Annotated in this window: 17 protein-coding genes; 8 read left to right on the forward strand and 9 right to left on the reverse strand. The window is 61.3% G+C overall.

Features of this window, described 5'->3' with window-relative positions; all coding sequences use genetic code 11:
- Positions 1 to 300: 300 nt before the first annotated feature.
- Positions 301 to 426, reverse strand: coding sequence for a hypothetical protein (locus QFZ91_RS22455; RefSeq protein ID WP_368716160.1), 126 nt, complete (start codon positions 424 to 426; stop codon positions 301 to 303).
- Between the two features lie 855 nt (positions 427 to 1,281).
- On the opposite strand from QFZ91_RS22455, the gene QFZ91_RS22460 reads away from it, so the two are divergent.
- Genes QFZ91_RS22460 through QFZ91_RS22470 form a run of 3 tightly spaced genes read left to right on the forward strand, consistent with a single transcriptional unit; the run spans position 1,282 to position 3,244 of the window.
- A complete protein-coding gene (locus QFZ91_RS22460; protein WP_368716161.1) occupies positions 1,282 to 1,746 on the forward strand; it encodes a hypothetical protein in 465 nt (154 codons plus the stop codon).
- A gap of 9 nt (positions 1,747 to 1,755) precedes the next feature.
- The gene (locus QFZ91_RS22465) at positions 1,756 to 2,448 is read left to right on the forward strand and encodes a protein mobD (protein WP_368716162.1); all 693 of its coding nucleotides are present in this window, start codon (positions 1,756 to 1,758) and stop codon (positions 2,446 to 2,448) included.
- Complete coding sequence (locus QFZ91_RS22470) at positions 2,441 to 3,244, forward strand: hypothetical protein (RefSeq protein WP_429568458.1); 804 nt, start codon at positions 2,441 to 2,443, stop codon at positions 3,242 to 3,244. Before QFZ91_RS22465 ends, QFZ91_RS22470 begins: the two co-directional genes overlap by 8 nt.
- 267 nt (positions 3,245 to 3,511) lie before the next feature.
- Here QFZ91_RS22470 and QFZ91_RS22475 read toward each other — a convergent pair whose 3' ends face one another.
- The 8 genes from QFZ91_RS22475 to QFZ91_RS22510 all read right to left on the reverse strand — a co-directional run bounded on the left by QFZ91_RS22475 (position 3,512) and on the right by QFZ91_RS22510 (position 16,137).
- Positions 3,512 to 4,345 carry a DUF932 domain-containing protein gene (locus tag QFZ91_RS22475; protein ID WP_429568459.1) on the reverse strand — a complete coding sequence of 278 codons (834 nt, stop codon included), beginning with the start codon at positions 4,343 to 4,345 and terminating at the stop codon, positions 3,512 to 3,514.
- A gap of 912 nt (positions 4,346 to 5,257) precedes the next feature.
- Positions 5,258 to 6,091, reverse strand: coding sequence for a sulfite exporter TauE/SafE family protein (locus tag QFZ91_RS22480; RefSeq protein WP_429568460.1), 834 nt, complete (start codon positions 6,089 to 6,091; stop codon positions 5,258 to 5,260).
- Between the two features lie 258 nt (positions 6,092 to 6,349).
- The gene (locus QFZ91_RS22485) at positions 6,350 to 7,012 is read right to left on the reverse strand and encodes a hypothetical protein (RefSeq protein ID WP_429568461.1); all 663 of its coding nucleotides are present in this window, start codon (positions 7,010 to 7,012) and stop codon (positions 6,350 to 6,352) included.
- Positions 7,009 to 8,703, reverse strand: coding sequence for an AMP-binding protein (locus QFZ91_RS22490; RefSeq protein WP_429568462.1), 1,695 nt, complete (start codon positions 8,701 to 8,703; stop codon positions 7,009 to 7,011). Before QFZ91_RS22490 ends, QFZ91_RS22485 begins: the two co-directional genes overlap by 4 nt.
- A gap of 14 nt (positions 8,704 to 8,717) precedes the next feature.
- Positions 8,718 to 9,014, reverse strand: coding sequence for a hypothetical protein (locus QFZ91_RS22495; RefSeq protein ID WP_429568463.1), 297 nt, complete (start codon positions 9,012 to 9,014; stop codon positions 8,718 to 8,720).
- Positions 9,015 to 9,285: 271 nt separating this feature from the next.
- Positions 9,286 to 11,046 carry a sigma 54-interacting transcriptional regulator gene (locus tag QFZ91_RS22500; protein WP_429568464.1) on the reverse strand — a complete coding sequence of 587 codons (1,761 nt, stop codon included), beginning with the start codon at positions 11,044 to 11,046 and terminating at the stop codon, positions 9,286 to 9,288.
- Complete coding sequence (locus QFZ91_RS22505) at positions 11,043 to 14,171, reverse strand: PAS domain S-box protein (protein ID WP_429568465.1); 3,129 nt, start codon at positions 14,169 to 14,171, stop codon at positions 11,043 to 11,045. Before QFZ91_RS22505 ends, QFZ91_RS22500 begins: the two co-directional genes overlap by 4 nt.
- A gap of 1,618 nt (positions 14,172 to 15,789) precedes the next feature.
- A complete protein-coding gene (locus QFZ91_RS22510; RefSeq protein WP_429568466.1) occupies positions 15,790 to 16,137 on the reverse strand; it encodes a hypothetical protein in 348 nt (115 codons plus the stop codon).
- A gap of 163 nt (positions 16,138 to 16,300) precedes the next feature.
- Between QFZ91_RS22510 and QFZ91_RS22515 the strand changes: the two genes are divergently transcribed.
- The 5 genes from QFZ91_RS22515 to QFZ91_RS22535 all read left to right on the forward strand — a co-directional run bounded on the left by QFZ91_RS22515 (position 16,301) and on the right by QFZ91_RS22535 (position 20,531).
- Positions 16,301 to 16,900 (forward strand): 2'-5' RNA ligase family protein, encoded by a 600-nt coding sequence (locus QFZ91_RS22515; RefSeq protein WP_429568467.1) that lies wholly within the window; start codon positions 16,301 to 16,303, stop codon positions 16,898 to 16,900.
- Positions 16,901 to 17,414: 514 nt separating this feature from the next.
- On the forward strand, positions 17,415 to 17,816 hold the full coding sequence (locus QFZ91_RS22520; protein ID WP_429568678.1) for a DnaJ family domain-containing protein: 402 nt from the start codon (positions 17,415 to 17,417) through the stop codon (positions 17,814 to 17,816).
- Positions 17,813 to 18,547: a tRNA adenosine(34) deaminase TadA gene (tadA, locus tag QFZ91_RS22525; protein ID WP_429568468.1), complete on the forward strand. Its 735-nt coding sequence runs from the start codon at positions 17,813 to 17,815 to the stop codon at positions 18,545 to 18,547. Before QFZ91_RS22520 ends, tadA begins: the two co-directional genes overlap by 4 nt.
- A gap of 26 nt (positions 18,548 to 18,573) precedes the next feature.
- A complete protein-coding gene (gene ldcA / locus QFZ91_RS22530; RefSeq protein ID WP_429568469.1) occupies positions 18,574 to 19,500 on the forward strand; it encodes a muramoyltetrapeptide carboxypeptidase in 927 nt (308 codons plus the stop codon).
- 317 nt (positions 19,501 to 19,817) lie between these two features.
- A complete protein-coding gene (locus QFZ91_RS22535; protein WP_429568470.1) occupies positions 19,818 to 20,531 on the forward strand; it encodes a GntR family transcriptional regulator in 714 nt (237 codons plus the stop codon).
- Positions 20,532 to 20,649 lie beyond the last annotated feature (118 nt).

The following is a 20,649-nucleotide window of genomic DNA, read 5'->3' on the forward strand; positions in this document are numbered from 1 at the left end:
GGAAGATTAGATTGGGTTACGAACCGATGTGCGGGTAGAAGTCACTGTGGCCTTTGAAGGCATCGATGGACCGATAAATGCGCACGTAAGAGGTCAACGCACTTCGTGGATGACTCTGCTTATGCATTCGCACTGCTCTTCTTCTCGACGGACGCGGAAATGAAGGTGCGGCGATTACCGGGGTCGACGTCAGTGCATACATTCGTGGCTCCGGTTTCATCCAGTCAGCATCCATGCCAGGCCGCAAGATGACCGGCGGATTTACATAAAAGAAATTGCCAACACGAGTTAATAAAATAGCTAAAAAATGATTAAAACTGTTATGTCGATATAAACGACCGCACCCGGCAGCAGGTCTGGCGCGATCAGGTCGGCCGGCTTGAGCGCTGCCATGATCTGCCCGATCGAATACTGTCTGCGTTTCATCGCCAAGCGCTCACTTCACTATACGGCCATGACGTGTCTGGCAAAGTTGCATTCGAAAGAAGGTATGCATTAGCAGCTATTCGAGTTCTTCAGTGAGCATTGGCCGCTTGGGCGCCTAAAACCGGCGATAGCCTATCCTGCCATCCTTCGTTTTAATATCGTTTTTTTGTCTGACGGCTAAGCGCTTTCAGCGAGGTCGGCCGGGAACTATCTGTAAGGTGGCTAGATGCGTCTGCGGGATGCACCTATCAAGTCCGCACGTCTTCTTTTGCTCGACCGCGAACCGTATCTCGTGTTGCGGGATGTCGATCGATCGGGGCGGCATACTTGGCAGGGTGATTTCTCTTTAGTGATCCGGTCCACTGCGGCTACCTGAAAGACAGATGTCTGCGCGGGTGACGGCTGGAGTCGGTAATCGCATGCGCTGAATCGGCAACGTCAATCCGCTTCGGGCGGCTGTTGCTTTCCAAAATCTGCTGAGTCTTTCCCGGAGGCATGCAGTCACGGCTATCGGCAGTTTGCAAAGCAAGAGATATGGTCCGCGAAACTATCGTGTCTCTGTCGGCTCGCAGTTCCAATGTGTGAATCCTGATGGCCAGAGCGATTCAGCCCCTTGCCTGTAATCGTTCTGCTCCTCCGCCGTCGTAAGGTCTGCCCAGAATCCCTTCGCTACGTTTTCTGAACATCGGCGCGGTCCGTTGCTTGTGGCAGACGCGTCCAAAATATTTCTTATATTCCAGCGCGATCCGGCTGATTCCACGACGTCCCGATAGCGAAAGTCCGGCTAAAAACAGGTGTTGACGGCGTCTTCGTGAGTGAACAAGATGGGATGAAGAGAGCACGAAGGAGCGAGCCATGCCAGTTGCGAAAATCTATACCCGGGCGCAATGGGATGAGCTTGTCCGCTCTCTGGAATCACTGCCGGTCAAGCCAGAGGCCGAGCAGCGCCTCTCTATTACCGATGCGATGAAAGAGATGCGTCTCGTGATCGGTGCGGTGAGGAAGAAGGGATATACGCTGGAAGAAATCGTTGAACATGCAAGGAAGAAGGGCGTCGATTTTAGTGTTGGCTCCGTCAAGTACGCGCTATACCCGTTGAAGAAAGACAGGCCAGTTCGACAGGCTGCAAAGGAATCGGGACGAGGCAATGCCGCGCCATCGCCCCGTGCGAAGAGGGCAAGCAAGGACGATGTACCGCGCGCGGAGGCTTCCAGAGAGAATCAAAAGCAGGATGGGGGAAAGATGGGTAGCAGGCCGGGAACCATGGTTATGCGTGACGCGTTCTCATTCGAGATCCGGCCAGATACCGAGAGCCTTTAGAGGATTCAAATGGACATGACGACTTACCCCATTTATCTCGTTGGTGGCAGCAAGGGCGGCGTGGGCAAGAGCTTCGTTGCGCTCGCGCTGGCCGATTATCTGCTACGGCGCGATATTCATGCGGCGCTGGTGGAGACCGATACCGGCAATCCGGACGTAATGAAAGCGGTTCAGGATGAGATGCGTTGCATCGCCTATAACCTGGACGATGCAGACGGCTGGATCGGCCTCGTCAATTTCTGCGACGAGCAACGAGACGCGGCGATCGTTGTCAACACGGCGGCGCGGAGCCAGACCGGTGTTGAGCAGTTCGGCGCGACACTGGCCGGAGCGCTTGGCGAGCTTCGGCGCCGGCTTGTTGTCCTGTGGGTGATTAACCGGCAACGCGACAGCCTCGAACTGCTGAGCGCTTTCAGCGAGACGTTCCCGGACGCGGTAACGAATGTCGTGCGTAATGGCTACTTCGGTCCGGCGCACAAGTTCGCACTGTATCAGGGATCGCAGCTTCGCCGTTCCGTCGAATCGCGCGGTCACTCACTGGACTTTCCCGACCTTGCGGATCGGGTTGCGGACGAGCTTCGCAGTCAGCGCATGTCGATCCGCAAGGCGGCGGCGACGATGCATATCGGTGAACGCGTCGAGCTATTGCGTTGGCGTTCGTTGTGCGATGCCATGTTCGCGAAGGTAACGGTCGATGGATAACAGGCAGGGCGGACCGGTGGATGCGCTTGCCTGTCTGTTTCTCGACGTCACGGGTGAATTGCCTGACAACGCCAGTGTGCTGCGAATGCGGCGGGTATCGAGTGCGCTCAACCTCCGCGACAACGATGCGTTGTGGTCTGTGCTGGTCATGTTCGAATATTACGGGCAACTCTACGAAGCCATGCCGGAGCGTATCCGGCAGGTGGGCGCGGGCAGTATGGATGCCGTGCGGACGGAGGCGCGCGCAGCGACGGATGCGTTGATGATGCAGCATCGAGACGCGCTCGCGCGCTGCAAGGCCACGATCGAACTGGCTGAGCAAATGACCGCCGAGCACGAAGCGCGCTACCGGGCCGCGCTTGCGGCGCTGAACGACGAGGCGCTGGCTACACTCACGCAGCGGGCAGCGAACCGCATTGCCCGCGTTGCTGGTAACCGGCTCGTGGGGGCGACAGCTGTCGCCGTACGTGACCAGCAGAAACGGATCGATGCGGCGCTCACGCTATTCGGGCACGTCGCCATGCGGCGACTCGTGCGGGCATGCTATGGGCTGGTCGTCGGCGGGCTGGTTGTGATGCTGGCGGCGGCGGGTGCGGGCGCGCTGGTGGGATGGTGGGCAGGCGTCCATTGGGGGCGGGCAGACGGCTTGCCGTCTACCCGCATGAGTTACACCTCATCGGTATCGCCTTTCATGAATTCGGCGGCTAGCACGTCTGCTGCCGCGTCGTTCTGGTCGAAGGCAATCACCGGTGGCCGGCAGCCTTTATCTTCGGCGCGGGCAAGGGCTATGTCGTAGTGCTGACCTTCAGCGGCGAGGGCCCCAGGCTGGAATATGGCACGGTAGCGACCGGCTGTTCGTTGCCAAAATTGGTTTCGAGCGGCGAAACGGTTTCGTCTGTGGTTGCCGCAGGGGTTTCGGGTTGAGATTGCGTGACTGACTCCAGAAAACTAAAAAGAAGGGTCCGGGTTGGGTGCTACCGGATTCCATCAGGACATGACCCAGATGGGAGTCCTGATGGAACGAGGTAGGGCGGGCGGAGGGACGTTGCCGCCCCTGCGGCGCTTATGCTTTCATCTGGCGCATGGCGTCAGCGAGCATCCACAGCGCGCGGTTGAGCTTCACGTTCTGGTCGATGCCGGTGATGGGGCGAGTCGAGATGGCGCGTCCACTGCGCGAGCGTCCATGCAGCCCGCCATTCATGAGGTTTTCCTGCACGCGGTTGAATACGGTCCAGAGGTCGTCGCGGTGATCCTCGAAACGGCGCGGCACCAGTAGCTCGCTTTCAGTGACGGGGGCCGGTGCCTCGGCGTCGGTCGGGTCGTAACGCAGCGCAAGGGCGGAGCGGGCGAATGCATGCTGCTCGTTGCGGTTCAGCTCGACGGCGCGCATGCCGTCCTTCTGCTCGCGGATCAAGTCGAAGCCCTCGAGCACGTCGAAAGCGCCATTGATGACGTTCTGGATGACGATGCCTTTGTGTGGCACGCGGATATCGGCGATGTTCTCGCCCGCGACCATGCCGTTCTGGCAGACAAACCGGAATGTGCCCGCCAGCATCTGGTAACTGCTGGTGCCGTCGTGCGAGTTCAGCAACATGATTTCGTTGGCTTCCTCGCCGGTAATCTGGTCGGCATGGCGAAGCCGGAGCATGTGTTTGGTGAATTCGCGCTTGCCCTGATCGCGTACGCGGGCCTGGCAGATCATGAACGGCTGAAACCCTTCGTTGCGCAGACCGCGCAGGACGTCGACGGTGGGAATGTAGGTGTAGCGTTCGGAACGGCTTTCGTGCTTGCCGTCCGCGAAGATGGAAGGGGCAACGCTGCGGATCTGGTCGTCTGAGAGGGGCGAGTCAGCGCGCCGCATCGGGGAGCCGTAATGAAAAGAGGAAGCGAGTTGCATGGCAATCTCCACAGTCAAGTTTGATGACCTGAACCGGGCGAGGAGAGGTGCCTTGCCAGTGCGACCGGACACTTCCCGGTGGAACTCGGGGTTGGCGTTGCGGCCGCCAGGCTCCCGGATTCCCGCCCGTGCGACTTGAGGAGCCGATAGCGGGCGGGCGTCAAGGAAAAAGGCGAGGGAGGGGGGCGGGCAACACGGTCTCTCGCCCCTTGATGCGCGCCCGCTATCGGCTACGGTCGAGGGTCAAGGGCGGGAAGCTGGGAGCCGGCGCATGCCATGCCCCGGGTTGACCGGGCATGAAGGTGCGGTCCTAAGGGCATCGGGGTATAGGCCACCCCTTGATAGGAAGCGACGCGGTTGACTGTTGTGCCAGGAGTTGATGGGCGACAAGCGGCGCCGTCAGGCGATTAACAATCGTGCGCGAGTGCAGGCCAAGATGCCCCCGTAGTCCTCGAACTGACGGCAGTCATGTAGCCTTCCGCTTCCACGGCCGCGCGGCCGCCAGCCTCTCTTAGAGAAGGGATCGGGAGCTTGCCGACATCGCGACGGGAGGCAGGTCTTCGGCCATTGCGGTCATTGGGCCGATCGCCGGCCGAGGGCCGCTATGGGTTGCTCTGCGGTCGTCAGACCACCGGTTACTCCGAATGACCGTGGACAACTCCCTATTAACCCGGATCTGATTTTGTCCGATGCGCATGGCCGTTTGATCCTCATCCTGGTCGAGTGCGACGAGCATTCGGGCGGCGCCCCTATCCGTGCAGCACGCGAAACGGCAAGCACCTCATGCAGCATGCGCGCAAGGCGCACTGGCAAACCTCAGTTACCGGCGCACCCCATCTTTGTGAGCAGTCACCGTGTGGCGACCCGCTGTCATTACGGGCGCGTGACTGGAACTCGTAGATGAGAGAAAGGCTACAGACCGCGGTCAATCAACAGGCGAGACAGGACCGCGCCGATGCCTGACGAGACCACGCCCTTGCACAGGATTGCAAGACCCGATATCCCGAGAAGAGCAAAGCACACGCGACGAAAGTTAATGTCGGAGAGCGATCGATAGATACGTACACCGAGGAAGGTACCCGGCAAAACGACTACGACCGCCGCGGCGAACAAACTCCAGAATTGCGCATCGAACGTTGACGGGCGATGGATCGCTAGCATGGCTAACGCGAGCAACTGCATCGCAAAAATATAGGGTTGCACGATTGCACGCGATTCCTGTTTGGGCAGGCGCTGACGACCGATCCACAAAACAACGACTGCGCCGGGAAAAGCGGTGAATCCGCCGACGATCCCGCCCAGCACACCGATGAAAACAGGCAACCACCATCCAGCAATAGGCTGACGATGAGTAGGCGAGGCAAAAGTGGAATACAGCGCATACACCACAAGGAAAGTCCCAAAGGCAACCATCAAACCCGATGTTGGCAACGCACGCAGGATATGCAGTCCGATCGGGATGCCAACGATGCCGCCCAATATAAAAGGCGCGGGACCGTCGGGCCACCATTCGCGTATTGGCTTGAGTTCCGTGCGAAGCTGTCTGAGCGACATTGTCTGGTTTGCTGTGGACAAGGCCATCAGCAGAGGAACGCCAACCTGAGGTGGCAGAATCCACAGGCTGGCCGCGCCAATCGCTGAGAAACCGAAACCCGATAGTCCGCTCGTGACAGCCGAAATACCAAGTATGGATAGAAGAAATGCGATAGTCGCTTCTCCATACGACGACAGGGAAAGGGAGCTCATCTCGATTCAGTATGCACGTGCTGGAACGTTGATCGGCGACATTCAATAACTCATCAATCAGGTATCTACGTGAAAGAGCACCGTCTCCAGTTCAATCGCTTCTAGCTCATCAACGGCGGCACAATGCAAAAACGATCTTCATACGGACGAATGCAATATGATTGCCATGACGCTTGGCACCGGTATACATCAAGGAAAAGGTGCGGAATTGTGCAGTTCCGACGGACCTGAACTCTTGCGAATTGGGTGTCTGGTCTCTCAGTCACCCCCTTGTGCAAGCAGCTGGTCTGGAAACATCTGGCAAAAAATCCTGCGGGTGCCTCGCGTGAGATTCCGTATCTGCGGGCGCAACATTTCGCACTCGGACACCAGGACCTTCGCATACACCGCTTCGTAGACGCGCTTCACCACACCGGGCGCAACCATCTCCCGGTCGTAGCCCGGAGCGATGCCGATAAGCCGCCATCCCAACGCTTCAAACGCCAGTTGCACATTCGGGACCTTCAACGTAGCCATTCCGTAGATCATTCCCATCCCGATCCGTTGCCCGATGAACTCGGCGAGCATGATGCATTTGCGGCATAGTCCTACGCCCCGATGCTGCGGGGCGACCACTACCAGGCGGCCGTAAAGACTCAACGTGTCCAGATCACGTTCGCAGGAGAAAAGCCCTGCCAGGTCGTGGCCTGCCCTGAGCAGCACGACGAGCACATCTTTGTCGGCTTCATCGACAAGACTGACCTTTTCACCGAAAAAATCGCCTCGCAAATAAACGCTCGCGCTGCCAACGCTAATGTCCGGAAACCATTCCCTGATCGAGTCAACGACCTCGGAAATGTCACCTCGCTTCAGTAGTTCAAAGCGGTACCCTTTTGGCAGCGAAACTCCGGCCGCCATTTCATCGATATCGAGCCACTTCACGATGCTGCCTCTTCCTCGTTGAGCTTGAAAGCTTCGGCCATCTGCTTTCGCAGAACAAACTTCTGGATCTTGCCGGTCACGGTCATCGGAAACCGGTCCAGGAACGCCACGTACCGGGGGATCTTGTAGTGGGCAATCCGCCCGCGACAGAACGAGCGGATCTCTTCGGCATCCGCCGCGGCACCTGGACGCAGGATGATGCACGCACACAGCTCTTCTCCGTATTTGGGATCCGGCACGCCAACGCACTGCACGTCCTGGACCTTCGAATAGCGATAGAGGAATTCCTCGACGTCGCGCGGGCAAATGTTTTCGCCACCGCGAATGATGAGGTCTTTCGACCGGCCGACGATCCTGCAATATCCTTCATTGTCGATGGTCGCCAGATCGCCGGTATGCATCCACCCTTCCTCGTCAATGGCCTCCGACGTTTTCTCGGGATCGTTCCAGTAGCCGCGCATAACCGAGTAGCCGCGAGTGAGCAGTTCGCCCATTGCGCCGCGTAACACGGTGCGTCCCCGCTCGTCGACGATCTTCACTTCGAGGTGAGGCTGCACCCGCCCCACCGTTGATACGCGGTTCCCCGGCGGATCGTCGAGGGCGCTCTGAAAGGAAATCGGCGACGTTTCAGTCATTCCATAGGCGATGGTCACCTGCTGCATGTTCATGCGCTCCATCACGCGCTTCATGACTTCTTCCGGGCATGGCGATCCGGCCATGATCCCGGTTCGCAACGTGTCGAAACCGTAGCGTCCGAATTCCGGGTGTGCGAGGAGCGCAATGAACATCGTCGGCACACCATGCAGAGCCGTGCACTTTTCTGCCTCAACTGTCTCAAGAACTGCCTTCGCGTCAAACGCCTCGCCGGGAAGGACCATCGTCGCGCCGTGCGTCGCACAGACCAGATTGCCAAGCACCATGCCGAAGCAGTGATACAGCGGCACTGGAATGCACAGCCGGTCCTGACTGGTCAGCTTCATTGCCTCGCCGACAAAGAAGCTGTTGTTCAGGAGATTGCGGTGAGTCAGCGTTGCGCCCTTCGGCGAACCTGTCGTGCCCGACGTGAACTGGATGTTCACCGGATCGTCGCAGCGCAGCGTCGCGCCGAGAGCCGCAAGCTCGCACAGATCACACTCGTTCGCAGGCGCGAGGAGCGCCTCGAAGTTCAGCATGCCCGCGCTCGCCTGCCCACCCAGAATGATCACGAGCCTGAGGTCTGGCAAGCGAGCGGATTTCAATTGACCGTGTGCGCAGTGCGCAACTTCGCTTGCCACGTCGCGCAGCATCTCGACATAGTCGGTACCTCGGAAGCGAGCCGACATGATCAGCGCCTTGCAGCCCACCTTGTTGAGTGCGTGCTCAAGTTCTTCTTGACGATAGGCCGGGTTGATATTGACGAGAATCAGCCCCGCCTTTGCCGCAGCAAACTGTGTCAACACCCACTCCGAGCAATTCTGCGACCAGATACCGATGCGATCTCCCGGTGCGAGACCGAGATGCATCAGCCCGACGGCGAGGTTATCGACCCGGCGCGAGAATTCGCGCCACGTCCAGCGCACATTCTGGTGAACGACCACCAGAGCTTCGTTGTCGGCATGCCGTGCGGCGACCCTGTCGATATATGCGCCCAGCGTGTCGTCCGTCAGTGGTACGTCCGTCGCGCCCACCACATAGCTTTCCTTCGTTTGCATGGCCATCCCTCGTCCTAGTCGGCACCTTGAACTTCGTCGATCCCGGCGGGTGGGCACAATGCGCCGGAACCCGTCAGCGTCGTGCGCTCGCGCGCGCTCGGAACCGCCGGCGAGGCGGCAGACGCCATCGCGCCCGAGCCGCCGCACGTGCTCCTCGCGTCTGTGGGCGTCGTCGTGTCGGTGGCGGCGGCAATGATGGCCTCGGTGGCCGTTGGCTCTAGCGAAATGACGGCGGAATCGGTCCGGATAGCGACGGCGAGCAGAAATGCAACGCCGGCGATCGCAATGCAAACGCGTAAGGTTGTGCTCATTACAGATTTCCTTTAACGGTCCGTGAGGAAACACAAGTCGCGACCGCACCCGAATCCTGCAGCGGCTGCTGCCCGAACGCCGCGGCGCGTCTTGCGGCCGTCTTTAGGCGAAAGCCGTGCCAGTCGCCGCCCCGTGGGTGAAATCCGGTGCCAAGTGTTTGATAATTCGAATTTTTTCGGGCGGAACAATGTCAGTGGAGGCGCACGCATCCAGCGTGCGCAAGCGCATGCCGTCACGATATTTCGTGACCTTCTCGATATATCGTGACTCTCAGACCTTCCGGATGATCGCGAGCCGCTTCATGCGCGACTCCAGCGTCGTGGGCGGCAGCCCGAGGCGTTCAGCCGCACCAGCCTTGCCGCTGACGCGCCAGTCGCTCTGCTCGAGGACCTTCAGGATATGAGCGCGCTCGGCCTGCTCGAGGGTAAGCGTCTCGCAGGCCGCGGGCGTGGCGTCCCTGAACCAGTCGCCGAGCGCAAGCTGGCTGCCCTGCGTCAGGATGACCGCGCGTTCGATGACGTGCTGCAGCTCCCGCACATTGCCCGGCCATCGATAGGCTCGAAGCACGTTTAACTGCGCGTCGCCGACAGGGTCGATGTGTCTCCCATACTTCGACGCATAGTGACGCACGAAATGCTCTACGAGCTGCTCGATGTCCTCGGGCCGCGCGCGAAGCGGAGGCAGTTCAATCGGAAAAACGTTGAGGCGGTAGTACAGGTCTGCGCGAAACCGGCCCGTCGCCGCCTCTTCGGCAAGATTCCGGTTCGTGGCGGCAATGATTCGCACATCCGTCCTTTGCGTACGGTTGCTACCGAGCCGTTCGAACTCGCCATTCTGAAGCACGCGCAGCAGCTTAGCCTGCAGGTCCAACGCCAGCTCGCCCACCTCGTCGAGGAACAGCGTGCCTTCGTCAGCCAGTTCGAAGCGGCCAGCCTTGCGCGCCAGCGCGCCGGTGAACGCGCCCTTCTCATGCCCGAACAATTCGCTTTCGACAAGGTTGGCAGGAAGCACCGCGCAGTTGAGCTTGACGAGCGGTTTGCCGCCACGCGCGCTCATACGATGGACAGCCTGGGCGATCAGTTCCTTGCCTGTGCCAGTCTCGCCGGTCACGAGCACCGAGGCGTCGGTCCGGGCTACCTGACGCACATGCTGCAGGACGCCTTGCAGCCCGGCCGTGCCGACGAGATTTGCGCCCGCCTCGGCTTCGAGCAATTCGTCCTGAAGGTAGCGGTTCAGGCCGCGCAACTGTCCGACCTCCACCTCCGCCTTCCTGCGCTCCTCGATATCGCGTACGAACAGGATGTAGATCGGCTGATCGCACGCCTCCGCAGATGACAGGCTCGCTTCGATCCGAAAGGACTCGCCGTCGGCACGCACGGCGCTATGCCCATCCGGCAGCCAGATCGGTGCGCGCCGTTGATTGCCTCCCATGAAGTCGCCAACCAGCTCATACGCCGAGGGCGAGAAGAACGACTTGCAAGCCCGCCCGACGGCGGAGTTCGCGGGACAGCGGAACATCCGCTCGGCAGCACGATTGAAAAGCGTAATGCGGCCGTCGCTGTCAAACGCGACGATTGCGTCCATCGCCGATTCGATGATCCGCGACAGCCGCTCCTCGCTTTCCTGGAGGCGCAGTTTGAGCTGCTGCAATTCCAGATGCGTATTGACACGCGCGAGCACTTCCTCGTGCTGGAACGGTTTGGTGATGTAGTCGACAGCGCCGAGCTCAAGGCCCTTGACCTTGTCTATCGTGTCGGTGAGGCCCGTCATGAAGATCACGGGAATTTCGCGGGTCGCGGGATTCGCCTTCAGCTGCCGGCAGGTCGCAAATCCGTCGAGCCCCGGCATCATCACATCAAGAAGAATAAGTGCCGGTTGGGCATAGGCGATCTGCTCGAGCGCGCTCTCACCGTCCTCGGCGACCGAAACGTTGAAGCCCGCGCCGCTCAGCAAATCGAGCAAGACGGAGAGATTGGCCGGGACGTCCTCCACGACGAGAATCGGCGCGCTCTGTACATCGGCCGAGCTCATGGGGTGCCTGCGAAACTCTTGAGCCATCGACGCAGTTCCTTCATCTGATACGCGTCGCCCATCGCTATGATGCGCTCGGTGAAGGGTGCGTAGATGGGGTCTTCGTTCGCCAGTGCGTTCGCCTCGATCAAGAGTTGCCTCACGTCACCCCGCGAGGCGAAGTCAATGAACGTCAGCAGTCGTCCGCGAGGCGGTGCGATCAACGGTGCCAGCCGTTCACGTTCGCTGTTCGGGTCTTTGGGCGGCGCGCGAAGCAGCGTGAGTCCGAGATGCACACATAGCAGTTCAAGCAGCTTTTGTTGCCGGAATGGCTTGGGGATGAACTCGTTTGCCCCCGATTCGATGCAGCGTGCACGGTTGTGTTCGAAGGCGCTTGCGGAGATCGCAAAGATGACCGTGCCGGCGAGATCCGGCATCGTGCGAATCTGTGCCGTTGCGGCAAGACCATCGAGGCGCGGCATCCGCATATCCATCAGGATGGCGTCGGGCTTCAGGCGCGCGGCTTCGTGGACCGCCGCGAGGCCGTCGGCGGCCTCATGCACTTCGAAGCCGAGCGGAACCAGCAAGTCGCTCAGCAGGCCGCGTCCGTCTTTGTCATCGTCGACCACCAATACGCGGCGCCTCGCGCCCGCCACCCCCGTTGCGGGCCAGTTCGTGGCTACCGGCGCCGGCGCGGAAACCGGGCGCAGTTCCAGCTCGAACCAGAAGCGGCTGCCTTCGTGCGGCTTGCTGGCGACCTGCAGTTCGCCCCCCATCAAGTGCACGAGCCGTTTGCTGATCGCGAGTCCAAGTCCCGTACCCTCCACGATCATCGACGGATCGCGAACCTGATGAAACACATCGAAGATTTCGGACAGGTGTTCCGCCCGGATCCCAAGGCCCGTATCCTCGACGGCAAAACACACGGAGCGCTCATGCATGCTCGTACGTAAGACGACCTCGCCGTGCCGCGTGTATTTGATCGCGTTATCGAGAAGATTCGTCAGCACCTGACACAGGCGGCGCTCATCGGCGCAAACCACTGCCGGAACGTCGGCGCCCGGCGCGAACGTGAATGCAAGGCCCTTCGACTGGGCGCGGCTGCGCGTGATCTCGACGATGCCGTCAAGCATCCGGTGCAGATCGACGTTTTCGGTAACGATGTCCAGCGTGCCGGCTTCGATCTTGGCCATGTCGAGGATCTCTTCGATCAGGCGCTGCAGATGTTCCCCGGCTTGCTGGATGACATTGAGTGCCTTGCGTTGTCGCTGCGAGAGTTCTTCCTCGCACCGCAATAGTTGCGCGTAGCCGAGAACGCTGTTCAGCGGCGTGCGCAATTCGTGGCTCATGCTCGCGAGAAATTCGGACTTGGCGCGGCTGGCCTTTTCCGCCGCCTCCTTCGCCTCGTGCAACTCTGCTTGCGTGCGCTCGCGCGCCGTGATGTCGCGGACCGTGGCGGTGACGAGCTTCGGGTCGCCGAGGATCGGTGTCAAGGAAATTTCGACCGGAAACTCCGTGCCGTCGGAACGCAGCGCCTGAACCTCGATTCGTCTGCCCAATAACGGACCCTCTCCTGTCGCGAGATATTTCGCCAGCCCCCGACGGTGCGCGTCGCGAAGGGATGGCGGGATGATCAGTTCAGCCAGTTCGCGTCCGATTACACCCTCGCGCTGGTAGCCGAACGTTCGCTCGGATGCGGGATTGAACTCGATGATCCGTCCGGCGTGGTCGATGCTGATGATGCAGTCCATCGACGCATCCAGAATGCCGCGCATGCGTGCCTCGCTCTCTCGCAGAGCTGCCTCGGCACGTTTGCGTTCGCTGATATCGATGATGCTGCCGCGCACCAGCCTGCGTGACGCATCAGGTAATCGCACCAGGCGGACCTCGCAAGGAAAGAGCGCGCCCGCGGCGTTCAAATGCGTCCACTCGAATACAGGCACACCGCCGTCGAGCGCTTCCAGAACCTTCTCCCGCGCCGCGACGGCCGAGGGCCGGCCATCGGGCTGACACTTGGGGCTCAGCTCGACGGGTCCCAGGCGAAGCAGCGTCGTGCGATCGTATCCGTAAAGACGCGCCGCCTGCTCGTTCGCCTGGACGAAGCGCAGTGTATCGACGTCCAGTAGCGTGATCGCATCGGGCGAATAGGCCAGCATCGTGGACAAGCGTTGCTCACTCGACCGCAACGCCTGCTCCGTGCGCTTGCGCTCCCCAATGTCGATGATGCTGCCGCGGACGAGCCTGCAACTGGTGTGCGGCAGGCGAACCAGCCGGATTTCGCAGGGAATCAGTTCGCCCCTTACATTCTGATGCGTCCACTCGAACACCGGCGTGCCCCCCTGGAGCGCTACGTCAAGGTATTCGCGCCGGGCCACGCTCGATAGACGGCCGTCCGGCTGCCGTTCGGGACTGAGTCTGGTCGGATCGATCTGCAGCAGCGATTCACAGTCGTAGCCGAACAGCAACGCGGCCTGCTTGTTCACCTGAATGTAGCGGTCGGCGTCCACGTCAAACACGAGAATGGCGTCAGGCGCGTACGCGACCAGTGTGGCGAGACGCTGCTCGCTCTCACGCAGCGCTTCTTCAGCACGTATGCGTTCATCGCGCTCGACGGCGAGCGCGATCAGATTCGCGAGCGCGATGCCAAACAGGCGATCTTCGGGCGTCCACGGCGTCCGGGGCCCGAGCTGTGCGAGACGCAGCACACCGTCCACACGGCCGTGCAGGTGAATCGGAACGTCCAGCATCGCCGTGACGCCAAGCGGCATCAGGTAGGTCTTGAAAAATTCCTGAATCCGAGGATCCGCATGAGAGTCATCCACGACGATAACTTCACTCGTCACAAGTGCCTGAAAATAGGCTGGATAGTCTTCAACCCGGATCTCGACGCCGTCGGTGTGGCGGTTGTGACGGCTCTCGTAGAGATCAAGACAACGAATGGCCGAACGTGTCTCCGTATAGCGCCACAGGCCTACACGTTCGACACCCATCAACCGGGCTGCGGTCTCCGTGACGAACTGCAGCCTCTCCTTGAGACTGCCGCCCTGATGCCCATCCATCCGGGTCAGTGCCGCCAGCGCCGTTTGCTGCTCGAGTAATCGTTCGCGTCGGCCCGGCGGTGCGAATGGTCGCTCCGACGTCGTCACTTTGGCTACTCCTCAGACTCTGCAGAAAGGCTTCACAGAGGCCGGTTCGAAACGGGGGCTATTCGTTCATTTGTGTGTTGCCGGTCCGTCAAAGCGGCTTTCGCGGACTTTCAATTGTTTTACTGTACACCGTCCGTGTTGTCCTGGACAGGACGATGGTCCAGCCCACCGTGCCACCGTCAAGCAAGTTGGCCACGAAACGGCAAACGGCGCAGTAGCGAAGCGTTTCTTTAAACGCATGATGCAATACTGAGTGCGATGCGCGCTTGTGGCGAAGGAGACATCCTCGAATCGGGGCGCGATTAACACCGTCTCTTGGTAAGTCGTGCTGCTGCTCATGTCGCGACTGGTATCGCTCGAAAGCTATGGGCGAGTGCGCAAGGGAGACCGTTTCACCATCGATGCAGGCCAGTCACTCGACGCTAAATGCGGAGACCGCTCCGGGTCGAACTGAGCCGAACACGTGCGACCGGGATCGGCCACGAAGAGCCTTTTGCTCGTACGACAAGTCGGACATTTGGGTGATTGCTACGCGTCACGAGCTAGCCGTTCGACGGCCGGTCGCATGCAGCACGTCTTCTTGAGGTGTTTTCAACACGGTTTAGCCCGCACAGCCCTGCCCGTAAGGCTTCAAGATTTGCTCAGGTTCGACTCGATCTCACGATCTGTCGGGACACTCCCGACAGATCGTGAGCGCATACGCATGGGTGTCGCGTACGCAGCGCCCTGGCTCACACGTCGCCAGCGCAAAAGCGTCGAATTTTCAGGCACTTGGCATCCAGTGGGGCCTCCGTCGGGGCTTTGGCACAGTTCTCGCACCAAGACGTTCGCATGTCGCGCCGTCGCTATGCGACCACCGCCGCGGGATAGTGCGGTCGCGACTTGCGGGCATCAGTTAGCGCGCAGCACTGCCTTGATGTCGTCCGATCAAGTTGAACATGGCGCGCCGCAATAGACCCGATTCGGGTGCATTTGAATGCTCAACTCAATCATTGGAGTCCCCATGAACGCGAAAACTATCGCCGCCCTTTTGGTTGCATGCTCAGCATCGCTGGCTGCGCCTGCTTTCGCAGGCGCCTACGTACCTGCATCCGACTGTCGCTCCGACAGCGGAGCGACAGCAACGCACGGCGGTCAAACGATGCCGCGGCCCCACGGCAGCATGGTTCACAAGAACCATGGCGGCGTCAGCGTCAGCGTGTCGGTCCCGTCGCAGTCCGCCAAGCGCGCCCCGGGGGGCGACTCCATCGATCCCATGTATCGCGGAGGTTGATGTGCCCGAGGCAGCACGCGAGACTCGTCGAAGCACGTTATGGCCGGGGCGTGGCGGACATGCCGATCTTTTTCGGAGGGTGACAGGCAGCGCTCCTAGGAGATTGTGCGGAGATATATCGACTCGTCCGGCATCGCATTCGAAGTTTCGGTTAGCCTGCATCCCTCTGAACGGTTCTTCGTCTTCATGCTGCCGAGGCGCTCTCCGGCTTCGCCAAGAGAAGCAGCGCGACGGCGTCCGACTCCACATACCGTTTTACGCTTAATGCTGTCGCTCGACCGGCGGGACCCGAATTAGGCCCAGCATTGGGTTTGCGGCGGGTTGTTGTCAATTGAGTGGGAGTGATCAGCCGTCCCGACCGTACCGGCACGACTTGGCAACACAACACATCAAAGCCCGCGTTTTCGCGGGTTTTTTTGTTTTGGGCCGCTGGATTCGCAAGTTTTGAACGGCGCCGCGATTGACGCCGGCATGTGAGACCAGGTCGAGCCGCGCCCCCATCTCGACGACACGATTCGGCAGTAACCCCAGGAGGGCGGTCTTGGCATCGCGATTTTTCCGGGTATTCCGCTGGCGTCGTTTCCCCACCGCGATGTGGTCGCGCACCGGCTCGAAGCGCCGCTCGTTACGCGCGACGTGAATCTGATCAAGACGCGCCGAGCATTCGTTGTCGCCGGCTGCTGAGTCCTTCATCGAGCTTTGGTACGAGCGCATCGGCAAGCCGGCCGGCCAGTGGCGCGCTGTGATTGCGCATGGCCTGTCATACTGTATGAATATACAGTAACATGGCTGCAATGGGCCGCTTGTGCGGCGCTATGCGAATCGGCAGAAAAATTCAGCTAGGGAACGAGGCGCGATGCCTGAACAACTGTGGTTGCCCGGGCTAGAGGCGCCGCCCCCGCCCACCGACGGGCTCTTTTTCGCGGTTTATCCTGATGCCAATACCGCGGCCGGCATGGCGAAGTTCGCGCAACAGCTTTGCGCGGAGGTACGCGGGCGCAGTGGCGTGCGCGGCAAAGCGCTCGCGCCGAACCGTTTGCACGTGACGCTGAGGCATCTCGGCAATTTCGCGGGCGGCTTGCCGGCGGATGTGGTCGAGGCGGCGAAACGGGCGGCCGCCGCGGTCAGCATGGCGCCGTTTACGGTCGAATTCGACGCGATCGCCAGCTTCGCGAAAAAGCCGCGGCTCGGGCCGGCGGTGCTCGTCGGCGAGCACGGTGTGCGTGGACTGCAGGCGCTTCACGATGCGCTCGAAGCGAGCTTGCGGGACGACGGCATCGAGCCCGATGCACGTTTTACGCCGCACGTGACGCTGGCGTACGGGATGCCGTGGATCGAGCGCCGTCCGGCCGAGCCGGCATGCTGGAACGTGCGCGAGTTTGTGCTGATGCACAGCCTGCTGGGACGATCCAAACATATCGTTCTCGCGCGCTGGCCGTTGGTGGGGCGAAGCTGAGGAGCGGGGGGCGCGCCGGACACCGCGGCGTCGAATGCGCGGGTGTATCGCCTGTCATCCGTTAGAACCGCACGCTTGTTCCGCAGCCTCCGGCATAGGCGCCACCGCTTGCCGCGGCGCCGGCGCAAAAGACGCCGCAGCCGGAAAGCAGCAAGGCCGCGGCAATCGCCGTCAGCGCGGGACCCACGCCGATGCGCCGACACGTGTGCGGGCTCCCTCGCACCGGCTGCACGGCGCCGACAGGACGCGGATGCGCAACGGGAAAAGTACTGGGACGGCTGATCGGTTTGAATGACATCGCGGCATCGGCTTCGACGAGAGGAAAAATCAAGGTTTGCCGCGCCAGTCAAGCGCTGCGCGCGTCGTACGGCTCGATGACCTACTCTAAGTCGACGCTGAAGCACCGTCAAACGCCGAATAGCCGGCAAATCGGCGCTTTTATGCCGTCGGGGGAGCACTGAACGCGCGTGCACTCCCTGATAGAATGCTCGGGCCGCAACGTAGTGGATTGCAGATGAAATTGCTTGATGCGCTTGTCGAACAGCGTATTGCCGCCGCCGCCGCGCGCGGAGAGTTCGACGACTTGCCGGGCGCGGGCGCGCCGCTGGCCCTCGATGATGATGCGTTGGTGCCGGAAGAGGTGCGCGTCGCCAACCGGATTCTGAAAAACGCGGGCTTCGTGCCGCCCGCCGTCGAGCAGCTTCGCGCGTTGCGCGACCTGCAAACGGAGCTGAATGCCGTGAGCGATCAGGCGACCCGTTGCCGTCTCCAGGCCCACATGCTCGCGCTCGATATGGCGCTCGAATCGCTGCGCGGCGGCCCGATGGTCCTGCCGCGCGAATATTGCCGCCGCATCGCCGAACGGCTGTCGGAACGCGTGGGCAATGTCGATGTGGCGGGAGCAGGTTCACAGTGAACGAGCCGCTCGCGTGTCCCGCCTCGATCGGCTCTTCGGCGCAAACCGAGGACGGCGAGAAATCCGTTGACGCTAGCATCGGCGCAGTGTCCGCGCCGGCGGCTGATCACCCTGTGGCCGGTCCTGCCATCCCTCCCGGAAATTCCGAAGCTCCCATCGTCTCGGAACGCGACTTGCGCTTCATGGCGCTCGCTCAGGCCGCCGCCGAAGAAGCGCGCGCGGCCGGCGAAGTACCGGTCGGCGCGGTGCTGGTGCGCGGTGACGAAGTCATCGCCACGGGCTTCAATCATCCGATCGGCGCGCACGATCCGTCCGCGCACGCCGAAATGGTTGCGCTGCGCGCCGCCGCGCAGTCGCTCGAAAACTATCGTCTGCCGGGTTGCGAGCTCTATGTGACGCTCGAGCCTTGCCTGATGTGCGCCGGCGCGATCATGCACGCGCGCATCGCGCGTGTCGTGTTCGGTGCGCGCGATCCGAAAACCGGCGCGTGCGGCAGCGTGGTCGATGCGTTCGCGAATCCCCAGCTGAACCATCACACGACGGTCAGCGGCGGTGTCCTCGAAGCCGAATGCGGTGCCGCGCTCAAGTCGTTTTTTGCCGAGCGGCGTCGCGCGAGCCGCGCAGCGCGCGCGGCGGCGGCTCGTGGTGAAGTGGCTGAAGGGTCCGTTGGCACCGCCACTGACCCCGCAACACCCCCGAGCAACGAACCGCTCCCGACCACGCCGCTCTAAAACAACAACGCCCAACGGGTCTCGCCATGACCGCTCATCGCACCATCGAATTGATTGCGCCATCCGGCTATCCGCATGATCCGGAGGTGTTGCATCGCGCGTTACATCGGCTGCGGGCGCAGGGGCATCGTGTCGACGGCGAGGCGGCCGCAAAGCGGCGGTACCAGCGCTTCGCCGGCACCGACGGTGAGCGCGCGGCCGATCTGAACCGGCTCGCCGATCCATCGCGCGACTTGCCCGATGTTGTGCTGGCCGTGCGCGGCGGCTACGGCGCGGTGCGGATTCTGCACGGTCTCGACTACGAAGGCCTGCAGCGGCGGCTCACCGATCAGCCGATCGCGCTCGTCGGTCACAGCGACTTCACCGCGATCCAACTGGCGCTGCTCGCGCGCGCCGGCTTAAAGACCTTTGGCGGCCCGATGCTGATGAGCGATTTCGGCGCCGAGGAGCTCAGCGAATTCACGATGCGGCATTTCTGGTCGGCATTGACGCAGCCGACCCTCACGATCGCGAGCAACACGCCGCAAGCGCAGAACGTCGATGTGACGGGCACGCTGTGGGGCGGCAATCTGGCGGTGGTGGCGTCGCTGGTCGGCACGCCGTACATGCCGCCGGTGCAGGGCGGCATCCTGTTCGTCGAAGACGTCAACGAGCAGCCGTTCCGCATCGAGCGGATGATCTATCAGCTGCATCTGGCCGGCATCCTCGCGCAGCAGCAGGCGCTCGTGCTCGGCGACTTCACGGGCGGCAAGCCCTACGACTACGACAATGGCTACGACCTGCAGGCGATGGTCGAGCAAGTGCGCTCGCTGATCGGCATTCCAGTCGTGACGGGCCTGCAGTTCGGGCATGTCCACAACATGGTGACGCTGCCGGTCGGCGCCAATGCGCATCTGGTCGCGAATGCGCATGGCTTCAGGCTGACGGCATCGGGCTATCCGAGCCTTGGCTGAAGCCCGCGTGCGTGGGGCAGAGGTGGGCGGATCGCCCGTTTTTTCGCGTTATTAACGCAACTAACTGTCTGCATTATGCAGCTCACCACCACTCAAGCCCGTCACCAATGTTTTGAGTTTTTGTTGACAAAACCCGGCCGCCAACAGTCGTCTTCGCGCGGTGAAAACGGGTAATATTTCCGCCAGACAGCCGCGCAGCTTTGACTTTCAGGCCTTTCCTGACGCAACGCAGCACGAGAACTGTCGAAAATGGACGCAAAAATTGTTGACAATATTTGTGTCCGTCCTATGATGACCAACATACCGAGACGCCAATCATGTCCGAAACCGAATCAGTCGCGAACAGTTCGAAGCCCGAAGCAATCGCCGAGCGCATCCGCGCGGCGATCCTCGAGCATCGGCTGGCACCCGGCGCGAAGCTCACCGAAGCTCAGCTATGCGAAGTATTCGGCGTGAAGCGCGGTCCGATCCGTCAGGCGCTGTCGCAGCTGGCGGGTGAGCGGCTCGTCGATCTCGAGCCGAACCGTGGCGCGTTCGTCGCGAGTCCGTCGTTGCAGGAGGTGCACGAGGTGTTCGAAATGCGCCGCATCATCGAGCTGGCCGTCGTCGAAAAGATCTGTAGCGGACACGGCATGCGGCGTCTGAAGAACATCGGCGGCATGATCGGCCGGGAACGCAAGGCATTCGAAACGCGGGATTTTCCGGCATGGATCCGCTTGTCGGGCGAGTTTCATACGGAGCTCGCGAACCTGACCGGCAACTCAGTGCTGTGCGATTGCCTGAACGGGCTGGTCGCGCGTTCCACGCTGATTTCCGCGCTGTACGAGTCGCTCGGACGCAGCCCATGCTCGTTCGAGGACCACGAAGCGATTCTCGCCGCGCTCGACGCCGGCGATGCGAAGCAGGCGGCCGTGCTTATGTCGCGCCATCTGCAAAGCGTCGAGTTGAAGATGCTGGAGCGCCCCGCGCGCGGTGCAGCGGATCTGCACGAAGTATTCGGTGCGCTCGCGCCGAAAGAAACATCAACGTAAAGAGCCGAAGCCGACTCCACCCCAGGCTGAGGCAAGTAGCAGGCGAGCGCCCGTTGCTGGTGCGCGCCGCACTGAATTGAACTGAACCGATAGATGCACGGCAGGGCGGCCTCGCGTG

This window comes from Paraburkholderia sp. JPY419 (assembly GCF_050435705.1).
Taxonomy (GTDB): domain Bacteria; phylum Pseudomonadota; class Gammaproteobacteria; order Burkholderiales; family Burkholderiaceae; genus Paraburkholderia; species Paraburkholderia youngii.

What these genes read in the sequence shown, in the direction of transcription:
- ldcA (WP_429568469.1), top strand. Translation starts at nt 18,574, where the DNA reads ATGACCGCTCATCGCACCATCGAATTGATTGCGCCATCCGGCTATCCG.
- QFZ91_RS22465 (WP_368716162.1), top strand. Translation starts at nt 1,756, where the DNA reads ATGGACATGACGACTTACCCCATTTATCTCGTTGGTGGCAGCAAGGGC.
- QFZ91_RS22475 (WP_429568459.1), bottom strand. Translation starts at nt 4,345, where the DNA reads ATGCAACTCGCTTCCTCTTTTCATTACGGCTCCCCGATGCGGCGCGCT.
- QFZ91_RS22535 (WP_429568470.1), top strand. Translation starts at nt 19,818, where the DNA reads ATGTCCGAAACCGAATCAGTCGCGAACAGTTCGAAGCCCGAAGCAATC.
- QFZ91_RS22455 (WP_368716160.1), bottom strand. Translation starts at nt 426, where the DNA reads ATGAAACGCAGACAGTATTCGATCGGGCAGATCATGGCAGCGCTCAAG.
- QFZ91_RS22520 (WP_429568678.1), top strand. Translation starts at nt 17,415, where the DNA reads ATGAAATTGCTTGATGCGCTTGTCGAACAGCGTATTGCCGCCGCCGCC.
- QFZ91_RS22460 (WP_368716161.1), top strand. Translation starts at nt 1,282, where the DNA reads ATGCCAGTTGCGAAAATCTATACCCGGGCGCAATGGGATGAGCTTGTC.
- QFZ91_RS22515 (WP_429568467.1), top strand. Translation starts at nt 16,301, where the DNA reads ATGCCTGAACAACTGTGGTTGCCCGGGCTAGAGGCGCCGCCCCCGCCC.
- QFZ91_RS22500 (WP_429568464.1), bottom strand. Translation starts at nt 11,046, where the DNA reads ATGAGCTCGGCCGATGTACAGAGCGCGCCGATTCTCGTCGTGGAGGAC.
- QFZ91_RS22470 (WP_429568458.1), top strand. Translation starts at nt 2,441, where the DNA reads ATGGATAACAGGCAGGGCGGACCGGTGGATGCGCTTGCCTGTCTGTTT.
- QFZ91_RS22480 (WP_429568460.1), bottom strand. Translation starts at nt 6,091, where the DNA reads ATGAGCTCCCTTTCCCTGTCGTCGTATGGAGAAGCGACTATCGCATTT.
- QFZ91_RS22495 (WP_429568463.1), bottom strand. Translation starts at nt 9,014, where the DNA reads ATGAGCACAACCTTACGCGTTTGCATTGCGATCGCCGGCGTTGCATTT.
- QFZ91_RS22510 (WP_429568466.1), bottom strand. Translation starts at nt 16,137, where the DNA reads ATGAAGGACTCAGCAGCCGGCGACAACGAATGCTCGGCGCGTCTTGAT.
- QFZ91_RS22490 (WP_429568462.1), bottom strand. Translation starts at nt 8,703, where the DNA reads ATGCAAACGAAGGAAAGCTATGTGGTGGGCGCGACGGACGTACCACTG.